Below are 13,386 nucleotides of genomic sequence, written 5' to 3' on the forward strand. Positions count from 1 at the left end.
ATAGCTACATAATGAATTTAAGAAGAGATATCTTTCAAGCCATAGCAGATCCAACCAGAAGGGCAATTTTACTGCTATTGGCATCCCAATCAATGACAGCTGGCGCAATAGCAGCTAATTTTGATACAGCCAGACCAACCATTTCCAAACACATTCAAATTTTAACAGAATGCGAACTTTTGCGTCAAGAGCAAAAAGGAAGAGAAATTTCATATCACTTTAACCCAAATAAAATGAAAGAGATAGCAGAGTGGTTGCTCCCATTTGCAAAAATGTGGGATGATAAATTCAATAAATTAGAAGCCGTAATGAAAAACTATCAATCAGGAAAATAGACATATGGAACTAAAAACAAAAATCCACGCTGAAGATGGCAAGCAAGAAATCGTAATTACCAGAGAATTTGATTTACCGTTGGAATTGCTTTTTAAAGCTTACGTAGAACCAGAAATCGTTGAGCAGTGGATGGGTACGAAAGTATTAAAACTAGAAAGTAAAAAACATGGAGCCTGGCAATTTGAAACATCAAACCCTCAAGGAATTGTTGTATTTAAAGCCAATGGCGTAATCCATGAATTTATTCCTAATCAAAAAATCACTCGAACTTTTGAAATGGAAAACACACCGTTCCCAACTCAGCTAGAGTTTTTAGAATTTGAAAAACTAACCGAAAACACAAGCAAACTAACCATACATATCATCTATAAATCAGTTGAGTTTAGGAACCAAATGTTAGGCTTACCATTTGCACAAGGTTTAAATATGGCACATAATCGATTACAAGAAGTAGTTAACAAATTAATATAAGATATGACAAAGAGAAACAAAATTATCTATTGGGTAGCTACAATTTGGCTGGCACTAGGAATGCTATCTACTGGAATTGTACAATTAATTAAAATGAAAGAAGAAGCAGATATGATGGCTCATTTAGGTTATCCATTATATTTTCTGACTTTGCTAGGCATTTGGAAAATCTTGGGTGTTATAGCCATACTTATCCCTAAATTTCCTTTGTTAAAAGAATGGACATACGCTGGTTTTTCCTTTACCATGTCTGGTGCTATCTTCTCTCATTTAGCTATTGGTGATGGTGCCAAAGATTTTTTTGGACCAACATTATTGTTAATCTTGATTTTAGTATCTTGGTATTTCAGACCTGCTGATAGAAAAACCATTTCAATTAACCAATAAAAGAACATGAATCCTAAGGTTGATTTTTACTTCAATAAATCTAAGTGGCAGCAAGAATTAACACAATTAAGAGCAATTGCGCTCGATTGTGGTCTTACCGAAGAATTGAAATGGGGTTGTCCTTGCTACACGCTCCAAAACAATAACATTGTACTGATACACGAGTTTAAGGAGTATTGTGCTTTTCTTTTTTTTAAAGGTGTTTTATTAAAGGATAGCATAGGCATTTTAATTCAACAAACAGAAAATGTGCAGGTTGCTAGGCAAATTCGCTTTACCAATCTTTTAGAAATAATAGAACTCCAAAATACCTTGCAAGCTTATATTTTTGAAGCCATCGAAGTAGAAAAAACCGGAATAAAAGTGCCTTTGAAAAAGACTAAAGCCTTTGCAGTTGCCGATGAATTTCAACATAAACTAAATACAATATCAGCTTTGAAAACTGCTTTTGAGGCACTAACACCCGGTAGGCAAAGGGCTTATCTATTACATTTTTCTCAGCCTAAACAATCAAAAACTAGAGAATCTAGAGTGGAGAAATACATACCAAAAATATTGAATGGAAAAGGATTAGATGATTAAGCCAGTGAAGGCTTGAATCAGAATATAAAAGTGTGTCTAATCAATAGTATTTGAATAAATTATCATATTATGAAAAAGCAATTATCAACAGAGCAACATACAGAACTTATCAGCATATTAAAAGTCCGCTTTGAAAAAAACATGAATCGTCACCAGAACCTTGTGTGGGATAAAGTACAAGCTAAATTAGATGCAAGTCCTGAAAAAATGTGGTCGCTAGATGAAATGGAAACTACTGGTGGCGAACCCGATGTTGTTGATTATGATGAAAAAACTAATGAGTATATTTTTTATGATTGTTCAGCAGAAAGCCCAAAAGGTCGCAGGAGTATTTGTTACGACCACGTAGCTCTGGAAGCAAGGAAAGAACATAAACCTGAAAACAGTGCTATAAATATGGCTGCGGAAATGGGAATTGAGCTTTTAACAGAAAAACAATATAGAGCATTGCAACAACTGGGAAATTTTGACTTGAAAACATCTAGTTGGATAATAACGCCTCCTGCAATTAGGAAACTTAAAGGAGCGCTTTTCGCTGATAGACGTTATGATACCGTTTTTGTTTACCATAACGGGGCAGAATCTTATTACGCGGCAAGAGGATTTCGTGGTTCGCTGAGGGTTTAAGATTACATAAAAATTTCTGTTCCAAATTTGCACTTACAAAATGAACCAAATAAAACTTAAAAAATTTATCTTCTTATGTTTTATTCTGATTACATCAAGTTGTTATCACGATGAACATGATACATCAAAAAAAGCCTTAAACAAGACCAAGATAGTTCGTGATAATTTTAAAAAAGTTAGAGATAGCAGTACTAGAATAGTTATCAAACTTTACAATATTGATGAACATAGTAATATGATGGAAGATACATCTAAAGCAATTTGGTCAAACTCAATTGTAAATTTTAATGAATTAAAACAGTTTGACCATCTCTTTAATTCGATCAAAAATGGAGGATATAGTTGTTGCCCAAGAACGCATTATAAACTATCTTTTTATCAAGGTAAATATAAAATTATGACCTATAATGTGGATACGATTTCTCGAAAAAACAAAGCACTGTTTTTTGATAATGATTTTCAAACATCATATTTAATTTCCTTAGAGGAGTGGAATAAATTTCTAAATAAAAAGCAATAAACAATTAGCTCGCTGTTCGAGATTTGCAATCTCGAAACTACTATCTGTAGATTTTCAATCCCCCATTATTTCATACATCCTTAAAACTTTACACCTAACCTACACGTTATTTAAATATTAATTTCGAACTTGTTTCCAACTCGAGTTTTACCTATTTATGGATAACATTTTACAAAACAGTCATTTTCTTACGCAGAGCGAAGTCAATAAATTTCTGATTGCCACATTACTTTGCGGATTAATTGGTCTAGAACGTGAGTTTAGAAGTAAACAAGCCGGACTAAAAACAATGATCATGATTGGTTTGGGCTCTACCCTGTTTACCATTTTATCTGTCAAGATTGGTTTAAATAGTCAAGACAGAATTGCTTCAAACATTGTAACCGGAATTGGTTTTTTAGGCGCTGGTGTTATTTTTAAAGAAGACAATCAAGTTAAGGGCTTAACCACTGCCTGTGTAATATGGATAGTTGCCGCAATTGGAATGGCTGTAGGAAGCGATTATTATGAGCAAGCCATCGGGGTTACATTTGTAGTTTTATTGGCACTTTTGATATTCCCTTATGTAGAGAATTTTGTAGAACGTCGTTTTACCAAAAGAACCTATCGCATTGTAAAAAGATATGAAAACGAAAGTTTAGACGATTATGAGGAATACATTAGAAATTCGAAACTAAAACTAAGCAGAGGCAAACAAGAGTTAGCAAACGGCATCATCAGCGGCAGTTGGACAGCAGTTGGCAGCCCTAAAAACCATCAAAAATTTGTAGACAGAATGTTGCAGGACAAAAAGATTATTGCGTTTGATTTTTAAGTTCTCAATAACGATTTGGGAAGAAAAATATGCCATGAAAAACTGGCTCAGTAATATAAACCCGATTGAAACGGAAAGCTTAATTCTTCATTAAGCTTGAAGAGAAAAGCGGGACTGGTTTTGCGAAAAGCTACTCACATTCATTTTCAAAATAATGATTAAGACTTAACCTACCTGCATCATTAATATACCCAATCAAGTTGGGTATGAAGCAATGTGCGATGTTACTCCATCTTAAAAACCAAAGCGTGTTTTAAATCCTTCGCACCAATAGGCAACACGATTTCTAAATCATCTCCAATCTGCTTCCATTTCAAGGTAGATTTTAATCCGAACAATGTTACTTTTTTAGGCATTTTTGGTGGCGATTTAATTCTAATTTTTAACGGAGCAACACTTTTCTCATCTATCAAATAAAGCGCATATAGAATCCCTGTTTTCGATTCAGTAAAACAAACATTTTCAGTTTTAAAGGGCGCAATTGGCCGTGTAGCGTAGATGGCTTCCTTATTAATATCCATCCAATTCCCTATCTCGGTTAACCTTTGCAAAACAGGTTCTGGGAAAGTTCCATCAGGCTTCGGACCAACGTCCAATAAAAAGTTTCCACCTTTTGCAACTACATCCACTAACAAGTGGATTAAGGTATTGGTACTTTTATAATTATCATTTGGCACATACCCCCAAGCATCGCCCATTGTCATACAGGTTTCCCAAGGATAATTTAATGGTTTTTCGGGAATCTTTTGCTCTGGTGTTTGGTAGTTTTCGTATTCGCCATGAACAGTTCTATCTACTATGATTAACCCAGGTTGTTTTTCTCTAGCCATCTTGGCGATGTTTGGCATATTTATATCTTGGTCCCAGGCGGGAATTGGTGCACCCCAAGATAAAACCTCTTCATTAACAGTAGCTTTTGGCCTAACCCAGCCTCCATCTAACCATAAAATATCAACTGAGCCATAATCGCTCATTAACTCTTCGATTTGGTTATAGGTAAATTTCTTAAAGTTATCCCAGCGTTGAGGATGCAAGCGAATATCATAGTTGTTATTCCGATCTGGCGTCGCATATCTTGGCCACCAATAATTTTCATTGTGCCAATCTGGTTTAGAGAAATAAGCGCCAATCATAAATCCTTCTTTTCTAAAAGCCGAAAACACTTCTTTAGCTATGTTTGCTTTAGAATTTGTGGCAAAAGGAACATCGCTCCCAGTAATTTTATAAGTAGATTGTTTAGTATCGAACATTGCAAAACCATCATGGTGTTTGGTTGTAAAAACCACATACTGCATTCCTGCTTTTTTAGCATAGCTAGCCCAAATGGTAGGATCAAACTTTACAGGATTAAATTGTTTACTGATGTCGAAATACCATTTTTTGTATTCTTCGTAATTTTTGGTGCTATCGCGAGGAATCCAACTTGCATCTTCAGAATTTATGCTCCATGATTCTACAATTCCTGGAATGGCGTAAATACCCCAATGCATAAATAGGCCAAATTTTTTCTCTCCCCATTGGGATAATTTAGCCGCTACTTTTCCATCAGCAGGTGCTTTGTAGGTTTGAGAAACAGCAAAAAAACTGATAAAAACAAGACAAAATACAACAACTATTTTCTTCATCTGAATGTTTTAAACTTCGTATCACAAAATACACAAATATCGTTAAAAGTATATAGCTTTGTGCCTATGCCAAATGAACAGATTTCAGTTTTCGATATTTTTAAAATAGGAATTGGCCCATCAAGCTCGCATACTTTGGGACCTTGGAGAGCCGCACAACAATTTACATCATTTCTAAAAAGAGAAGGATTATTAAATGAGGTTGAACAGGTAAAAATATTGCTTTATGGTTCTTTAGCTAAAACCGGTAAAGGACACGGAACTGATATTGCTATTTTATTAGGTTTAGCTGGCGGTGACCCTGTAACTTTTGATGTAAATGCAATTGACAGTACAGTTGAAGAAATAAAAACTAGTCAGAAATTATTATTAGGCGGCGAACAAAATATCAATTTCTCCTATAACGATGATTTGATCTTTCTCTTTATGGAAAGTCTACCTTTTCACCCAAATGCTGTTACTTTTCAAGCTTTTTTAAATACTGGCAAAGCTTTTTCTGAAACCTATTATTCAATTGGCGGTGGTTTTGTAGTTAAGGATGGAGAAAATGGAAGTGAAAAAGAACAGGTAGACCTACCATTTCCTGTCGAAAAAGCTAGCGAACTTTTACATTGGTGTTTATCTACTGGACTGAAAGTTAGCGAAGTAGTAATGGAAAACGAAGCTGCTTGGCGACCAGAAGCTGAAACAAAAAAGGGCATATTAAAACATTTTCAAGTGATAAAGGAATGTATTTATCGCGGCAGTCATACAGGTGGTTTTTTACCTGGCGGATTGGATGTTGCCCGAAGAGCATTAAAATTAAATCAGCGTTTAATTAAAGGACAAACTTATACAGATTACGATTCATGGGTTGCCGCAATTAGAAATGGAGGTAACGGTTTCAATTATATTTTAGATTGGGTAAGTTGTTTTGCCTTGGCAGTTAATGAAGAAAATGCCGCCTTTGGAAGAGTGGTTACAGCGCCGACAAATGGTGCTGCTGGTGTGATTCCTGCTGTTTTACAGTATTTCATTACCTTTTGCGATGGTTATGATGAAGACAAGATCATCCAGTTTATCGCTTGCGCTTCTGAAGTTGGCAGTATATTTAAAAAAGGTGCTACGATTTCTGCAGCAATGGGTGGTTGTCAGGCAGAGATTGGCGTTTCATCTGCAATGGCTGCCGCAGCATTAACGGAAGTTTTAGGCGGCTCGCAACGCCAAGTTTTAATGGCTGCAGAAATTGCAATGGAGCATCATTTAGGTTTAACCTGTGACCCAATTGGTGGATTAGTTCAAATCCCTTGCATAGAACGTAATACAATGGGTGCCATCAAGGCGATAACTGCTAGTCAGTTGGCGTTACAAAGTAATCCTGATAAGGCAAAAGTAAGTTTAGATGCAGTGGTAAATACAATGTGGGAAACTGCCTTAGATATGAATTCTAAATACAAAGAAACTTCTGACGGTGGCTTGGCAACAAATATACCATTGAGTTTGCCAGAGTGTTAGTTTGGTTCATTGGTTCATTGGTTCAATAGTTCATTAGCATAAGCAATCCAATCTTGTCATTCTGAACGCATTTGTCATTCAGAGCGAAGCGAAGAATCTATACTTAGAACTCTCTTAGCAGCAGATTCCTGCAAAGTCGGAATGACAGAACTTTTTCTTCTTGTATTCCTTTCGCTAGTTCTATTAAACCAATCCCGAATAAGTTAAAACTAGCCACCAAATTCCGGTAGTTAAAAAGGATAATACAATACCAATTCCAACCACTAAATTAGATACTTTTGGATTGAGGTTATACTGATCTGCAACAACTCCTGCAGTTAATAACGTGGGCATTGCCATCTCAAAAATGGTAATTTTTGTAATTATGCCTGTTAAGCCAAATATCAATGCTATAATTAGAATAAGCATCGGCGCAAGTATTAACTTGTATATTAAAGCAATGCTGATGTATTTTAACTCAGAAAACCAGCCGCCAAATTTTAACTGTAAACCGATAGAGAATAATGCCAACGGACCAACTGTTCCAGCAAGCTTATCAAACAAAGTATCTAATGGTGATAAATTAATAAATCTGGGTAAAACTAAAGCTAACACACAGCCTATAAACGGAGGAAAAGTCAGTACTTTTTTTACCACAAGCCGAACATTTAGTTTCTGATCTTGCGAGGATTTTATGGCTACAATAATACCAATTGTAGAAAGTAAGGTGAAAGTAATCTGATCACAAATGATGGCAATTGCTAACTCCTTTTCACTAAAATAGGCCATAATTAATGGAAACCCAATAAATGAAGTATTACTCAATGAACTAGTTAACTTCATTCCTCCGGCTGTTGCCAAGCTCATTTTAGGATTTATCCTTTTATAAAATGTGATGTATAGCCAACCAAAAACCCAAACACAAATAGGTGCAAGTATTGGCAGCAGCAATTCTTTTGTGAAAGTAATATGTGGTAAATATTTAAACGATACTGCTGGCAATGCTATGTAAATAATCCAAGCATTTATCCCTTTATGCGCATCTTTTGGTAAGATTTTATTTTTCCTGAAAAGAATCCCTGCAATAATGCATAAACCTATAAGAATAAAATTTGCCATATCATCGGCAAATATAGGGTAAATCATCCAGAGAGAAGCTTTGAGATCTTATTTTAAGAATCCATCGAACAGATTCCTCGTGCCTCGGAATGACAAAGTTTTGTAGATATCTCAATGCCTTCCACCCTCAACCTTATCTCCTTGCGCCTTTCTTAAATCTGTTGTCTAGCCTTTATAGCCAAATATCTATTTACCACATTTACGGTTAAATTTTGTGGTGGAGTTAACATACTTAAAATACCATGTTTTGCTAATTCTTTAACCATCAATTTCTTTTCGAAAGCGAATTTTTCTGCGATGGTTTTAATGTAAATACCTTCTACATTTTCTGCTGGTTTTTCGCTTAAAGATTTTAAAGTGGTATTCTCAAAAAATACAACCAGTAATAGGTGGAACTTAGCAATACGTTTTAAAAACGGCAATTGTCTTTCTAAAGCACTCATACTTTCGAAGTTGGTAAAGAAAACCACTAAACTTCTCTGTTTTAGAGTTGCTCTAATGCTAATGTACAAAGCTTCCATATCTGCTTCCAGGTAACGGGTTTTTTCTTTGTACAACACATCCATAATTTTGTTTAGTTGCATTGGTCGGCGGTCGGCTGGCACAATACTTCCAGTTTTTTCCGCAATAGTTATCAGCCCTGCTTTATCTTCTTTAATTAGTGCTACGCTGCTTAAAATTAAACTGGCATTAATGGCATAATCGAGCAGGCTTAAACCTTCAAAAGGCATTTTCATTGCCCTCGATTTATCAATTACACAATAAACGTGTTGCGCTTTTTCGTCGGTATAAGAGTTAACCATTAAATCGCCTTTGCGAGCTGTCGCTTTCCAATTGATGGTTCGATAATCATCTCCTGGAACATAATTTTTAACCTGGTCAAATTCCATGCTATGACCAACCCTTCTCATTTTTTTAATCCCGATATCGGTTAAACGATTGGAAACAGCCATCAATTCGTACTGCCTCATCTTTAAAAAAGACGGATAAACTGGAACAATTTTATCACCAGCAACATTAAATCTTCGGCTCAATAGTTTTAATGGCGATTGAACATATAATCGCGTTAAACCGAAATCATACTCACCACGTTTGGTTGGTCTCAATAAATAACTGATGGATTTTTGCTCACGACTGGCTAAATTGGTAGTAAACCATAAATCACGTTTTTGGAATTGGAAGGGAATTTCATCAATAATCCCAATGCTTACAGGAAAGCTATAGAAATTTTCGAGGTAGATTTTAAGTTCGTTATCATCGCCATTGCTTAAACGCTCCGGTATTTCTCGCCTTAAAAAAACACCTCTTTCAGTTCGGTATAAAAGCAATAAATCAACAATAACCAAAGCCATTAAAACCGCAAAAACGAAATAAGGTAAATCGCCTAGAATTGGAATAAAGAAAGAAAATAAAAACAACGTTACGCATACACCAATGGCGATGAATAATCGTGTGCCTAAAAACAGGTCTGTATAATATTTTCTAAAAAAGTTCTTCATTTCTCATGTTTTTCGTCATATCGACAGAGCTTAGTGACGAGATATCTATTTTCGCCTTGCGATTATTTCACTGATGATAGGGATTTCACCGATTTGCATCTCCAAACTGAAAACTCACAACTGCCAACTGATTTACCTCGGTACCTCTATCTTTTTAATAATCTGCGCTACAACATCGCTGGTCGTTAAACCTTCCATTTCCTTTTCAGGACTTAGCATAATTCTGTGTGCTAAAACTGGGGCAGCAACTTTAATAATGTCGTCTGGCGTTACAAAATCGCGACCAGCCATTGCAGCAATTGCTTTTGCACCATTAATCATTGCTAGAGAAGCTCTTGGTGAGGCACCTAAATACAAAGATTTATTGTTACGTGTTTCGTGAGTAATCTGCGCCGCATAAGCCAATAATTTAGGCTCTACAAATAATGCTTTAATTGTTGCCCTCAACGATTTGATTTGCTCAATTGATAAAACCGCTGTTATCTCATTTAATTGGTCGACAGTTTTTAGCTGGTGCTGATTAGTTAAAATTTCAACTTCTTCTTCCAATGAGGGATATTTAACTTCAATCTTGAACAGAAAGCGGTCTAATTGCGCTTCAGGCAAACGGTAAGTTCCCTCCTGTTCAATCGGGTTTTGAGTAGCCAAAACCATAAAAGGTTCTTCCAAAACATAGGTATTTCCGTCCACCGTAATTTGGCGTTCTTCCATTGCCTCAAACAATGCAGATTGTGTTTTTGCTGGCGCACGATTAATCTCATCTACCAAAATGATATTGCCGAAAATCGGTCCTTGCCTAAACTGAAATTCTGCTGTTTTCGGACTAAAAACCGCTGTTCCCAAAACATCCGAAGGCATTAAATCTGGTGTAAACTGTATCCTTGAAAACGTTGCTGAGATACATTTTGCAACCAACTTGGCACTTAACGTTTTTGCAACTCCTGGTACACCTTCCAACAATAAGTGACCGTCTGCTAGTAAACCAGCAATTAGCAAGTCGATCGTATCTTTCTGACCAACAATAACTTTCCCCAACGATTGCTTAATTTGCTCTACAGCAGCATTCAATTGCGTTAAATCGGTTCTTTGGTTAAACATTTCCTGTTCCATATCTATTGGTCTTGTTTATAAAATTGTTCAATTATTTTATTTAACGTGATCAGTTGTTGGTCTCTAACCATACCCCCTGCGTTAAGGTAAATTATTTCAGTAAAAAGTTCTTCTATCACTTCCTCGGTTGCTCCTGAAACCCTAATTAATGTTTCTTTAAATTCTTGGTTGATATTGATGGTTTTTAACCTGTATTTACTACGAATGTATTCCATCAAATAGATTACCTTTTTCTCCGCAATATCTCTATTATTTCGTTGCTGATAATAAACCCTACCCACAACATTTACAAATTCTACTGATGTATTTTTTAGTCTATCAATTACCGGAATAACTCTTTGGCGCCTCTTAATTTCAAAAAGTACAAATACAACTAAACTTAGCAAAGCGATGTAATATGCCCAACGCAATTGGTCGTATTCAAAAAATACTCGTAAAACTGATTTATTTTGAGCAGCAGGACGAGTAAAATGTTCATCCCAAATTAAATTTTTCGCTTTTGGCAAATACGAAAGTGCCTTTGAAGCATAATCCAAACCATCCTCTCTGAGTAAGCTATAATTAGTTAATAGCTCTGGATTTGGTAAAATAAATAATGACCCGCTGCCATATTTATATTGAATAAAATTGGCAAATTTCTTTTCTTTTTGCCCCAAAACGATAGCTTTTGATGAATCTACTTCGTAAAAATACTGCTCACTAATTCCCTTATCAAAATAATAATCATATTCTCTTTTTAAATTTGGATTAACAAAGTTGATGGGATATTTCCTCTTATTCTGAAAGTTAAAATTAGAAGTAATGTTGATTTTCAAAGTATCGACCAACATCCCTTGAATATTTGAAGCTGCAATGAAAATGTTATTGCCACCTTGCATATATTTTACCATCTCTTGGTAATCGAGCTTATCTATTTTTAAGTTTGAGGCGATAATGAAATAGTTAGATTTTCCTTCTGGCTTTTCTTTAATGTTGCTGTAAACATCGTTATCTACAGTTCTTACTTGAACACCAGGAAATAAATCGGTAATTCTTTGACGTAGAATGTAGGTGCCAAATGGAATTTTATCTGCACTTAAATAAGACGGCGACCAATCAGTTGGTTTTGGTTTAAAATATTGCGCTACAAAATAAACGACCAATAAAACACTCCCAAAAACTAAATACTTTCTAAATCCTTTCATTTCGCTGATTGATTAAAAGATTGAAAAGATTCGTTAATTGGCTCGAAAGTATGCTTATCGATGAAAAATTCGCCGTACCAAATGTATTCGAATTGATTGGTTAGGTTGGTGAATTCGCCCTTATATTTTTCGTTGGTTAGCTCAGCTACATAAGCTTGATTGGTTTTTTCTAATTTCCAATCGATTAAATTTCTATCCGTTAAGTGTTTTAAAGTTCTTAAATAAAGAAGCCTCACCGCCAAACGGTAATTGCCATTTTCAATAGCCTGTTCCAATTGACTATCAAAATCTATTTCGTGGATATTCTCCAAGCTCTCTTCATAAGGAACTTCAACTCCTTTAGATTTTTTGGTTAGCAGTTTCAAATCCAAGCCAATTATTTTGATGACCCCATAGACAACCCCAACAACCAGCAAAGCGATTAACACATATTTAATAATTCCACCAGAAACATCTCCATTCAATAACTTGCTTATCAATCGCCAAAACCAACGCCAAAATTTATCCCACATACTCATACTTGCGGGTGCAACATCATCGTAAATAAACTCTTTTTGTTTGCTGTAATTATTAACAGCTTGCTCGTCTATAGCTCTTAACTCAACCTTTGAGCTATCAATTTTTAATACCAAAGGTTTCTTAATTACTTTAGGTTTGCTAACAGTTGTGGCAGCAACTGGTTTTTGTAAAGCCGTAGCTTGGGCATTAAATGTCCCTGTTAAAAGCAAGAAAAAAACCAGCAGTAAACGCATCTTAATATTCTTCTGGAGTTGAGTTTTCTGGGGCTGCGGTTTGACCTAAACTTTCTATTCTGCTCAATAATCCAGTGTTTTCTTTACGTTCTACCAAGTTGAAATAAATAAACGTAGTGCCTATGATTGGAATAACCATAAAAACTTGTGAAAGTTGTTGCGCCAATGAAGTAACGATGGCATAAGTTTTAGTAATTGGCTGCTCTACATTAGTAAATGCACTTGCCATGGCAATAATCATTGCAGGTATTTGAATAACATAAGAACAAGCTACCATTATAATGCTTATTACAATCATTGTGGCTGCTGTAATCCACCATTCATCAGCTACTAATTTAAAACAACGATTAAAAGAATAACCTAAACCTGCGTTTTCTATCACCATGATTGGATAAAAAAGCGAAACTGCTGGAAAAACCCAAATACCTGGAACCAGACATAACATAAAACAAACAACTAAAAAGGCTGTCATTAAAATTCCACTTCCCATCACTCTAAAAAAGTAATATTTGTAATAGGCCCAAACTTCATCTACCGTTGGTGCAATATTTCCCTTTTGAATATAAATAGAGATATAACTTATTACGGTTACATAAAATGAGGTATAACTGCACACCATAAATATGATAACCAGTAAATAGCCAAAACTAAAATTGTAAATCATAGCTAGCGGACTATTTATCGTCCCTCTTCTTACGCCTTCCATAGCGCCAACTAGTTGTAATTGCGCCATAATTGAACTGATTAATCCCGCAATCAGAAAAAGACCACACAGGTATAAAACCGCTGTCATTAGTGGCTTAAAATTCTGCTTGATAAATAAAAAAGTATCACTTATAATTTCTCCGAATTCTCTTCTTTTTTTAAACTCTACTTTGTTTTCCATT

The 13,386-nt window shown here is 35.4% G+C and carries 15 protein-coding genes; 8 read left to right on the forward strand and 7 right to left on the reverse strand.

Annotated elements, in window-relative coordinates:
• Positions 1 to 11: 11 nt before the first annotated feature.
• From R2Q59_RS12425 to R2Q59_RS12455, 7 genes are all read left to right on the forward strand, one after another.
• Complete coding sequence (locus tag R2Q59_RS12425) at positions 12 to 335, forward strand: metalloregulator ArsR/SmtB family transcription factor (protein WP_316785724.1); 324 nt, start codon at positions 12 to 14, stop codon at positions 333 to 335.
• A 4-nt stretch (positions 336 to 339) separates the two neighbouring features.
• Entirely contained in the window at positions 340 to 807 is a 468-nt protein-coding gene (locus R2Q59_RS12430) for an SRPBCC domain-containing protein (RefSeq protein WP_316785725.1), read from the forward strand.
• Positions 808 to 810: 3 nt separating this feature from the next.
• Positions 811 to 1,194, forward strand: coding sequence for a DoxX family protein (locus R2Q59_RS12435; protein ID WP_316785726.1), 384 nt, complete (start codon positions 811 to 813; stop codon positions 1,192 to 1,194).
• 6 nt (positions 1,195 to 1,200) lie between these two features.
• Positions 1,201 to 1,776 (forward strand): YdeI/OmpD-associated family protein, encoded by a 576-nt coding sequence (locus tag R2Q59_RS12440; protein ID WP_316785727.1) that lies wholly within the window; start codon positions 1,201 to 1,203, stop codon positions 1,774 to 1,776.
• A 69-nt stretch (positions 1,777 to 1,845) separates the two neighbouring features.
• A complete protein-coding gene (locus R2Q59_RS12445; RefSeq protein WP_316785728.1) occupies positions 1,846 to 2,403 on the forward strand; it encodes a DUF4256 domain-containing protein in 558 nt (185 codons plus the stop codon).
• Between the two features lie 40 nt (positions 2,404 to 2,443).
• Entirely contained in the window at positions 2,444 to 2,923 is a 480-nt protein-coding gene (locus tag R2Q59_RS12450; RefSeq protein WP_316785729.1) for a hypothetical protein, read from the forward strand.
• Positions 2,924 to 3,080: 157 nt separating this feature from the next.
• Positions 3,081 to 3,737: an MgtC/SapB family protein gene (locus tag R2Q59_RS12455; RefSeq protein ID WP_316785730.1), complete on the forward strand. Its 657-nt coding sequence runs from the start codon at positions 3,081 to 3,083 to the stop codon at positions 3,735 to 3,737.
• Between the two features lie 224 nt (positions 3,738 to 3,961).
• Here the strand turns inward: R2Q59_RS12455 and R2Q59_RS12460 are convergent, their stop codons facing one another.
• Positions 3,962 to 5,362, reverse strand: a complete 1,401-nt coding sequence (locus R2Q59_RS12460) for an alpha-L-fucosidase (RefSeq protein WP_316785731.1) — start codon at positions 5,360 to 5,362, stop codon at positions 3,962 to 3,964.
• 66 nt (positions 5,363 to 5,428) lie between these two features.
• Between R2Q59_RS12460 and R2Q59_RS12465 the strand changes: the two genes are divergently transcribed.
• Positions 5,429 to 6,856 carry an L-serine ammonia-lyase gene (locus tag R2Q59_RS12465; protein ID WP_316785732.1) on the forward strand — a complete coding sequence of 476 codons (1,428 nt, stop codon included), beginning with the start codon at positions 5,429 to 5,431 and terminating at the stop codon, positions 6,854 to 6,856.
• A gap of 183 nt (positions 6,857 to 7,039) precedes the next feature.
• On the opposite strand, the gene R2Q59_RS12470 is transcribed toward R2Q59_RS12465, so the two are convergent.
• The 6 genes from R2Q59_RS12470 to R2Q59_RS12495 form a co-directional block, all read right to left on the reverse strand.
• Positions 7,040 to 7,954, reverse strand: coding sequence for an AEC family transporter (locus R2Q59_RS12470; RefSeq protein WP_316769407.1), 915 nt, complete (start codon positions 7,952 to 7,954; stop codon positions 7,040 to 7,042).
• Between the two features lie 152 nt (positions 7,955 to 8,106).
• Positions 8,107 to 9,453 (reverse strand): DUF58 domain-containing protein, encoded by a 1,347-nt coding sequence (locus tag R2Q59_RS12475; RefSeq protein WP_316785733.1) that lies wholly within the window; start codon positions 9,451 to 9,453, stop codon positions 8,107 to 8,109.
• A 132-nt stretch (positions 9,454 to 9,585) separates the two neighbouring features.
• Positions 9,586 to 10,563 (reverse strand): MoxR family ATPase, encoded by a 978-nt coding sequence (locus tag R2Q59_RS12480; protein WP_316769412.1) that lies wholly within the window; start codon positions 10,561 to 10,563, stop codon positions 9,586 to 9,588.
• 2 nt (positions 10,564 to 10,565) lie between these two features.
• Complete coding sequence (locus R2Q59_RS12485) at positions 10,566 to 11,747, reverse strand: DUF4350 domain-containing protein (protein WP_316769414.1); 1,182 nt, start codon at positions 11,745 to 11,747, stop codon at positions 10,566 to 10,568.
• Positions 11,744 to 12,499: a DUF4129 domain-containing protein gene (locus tag R2Q59_RS12490; protein WP_316785734.1), complete on the reverse strand. Its 756-nt coding sequence runs from the start codon at positions 12,497 to 12,499 to the stop codon at positions 11,744 to 11,746. The genes R2Q59_RS12485 and R2Q59_RS12490 overlap by 4 nt, the downstream gene beginning before the upstream one ends.
• Before the next feature lies 1 nt (position 12,500).
• Positions 12,501 to 13,385: a hypothetical protein gene (locus R2Q59_RS12495; RefSeq protein WP_316769418.1), complete on the reverse strand. Its 885-nt coding sequence runs from the start codon at positions 13,383 to 13,385 to the stop codon at positions 12,501 to 12,503.
• Position 13,386 lies beyond the last annotated feature (1 nt).

This window comes from Pedobacter frigiditerrae, from assembly GCF_032678705.1.
Lineage (GTDB): Bacteria > Bacteroidota > Bacteroidia > Sphingobacteriales > Sphingobacteriaceae > Pedobacter > Pedobacter frigiditerrae_A.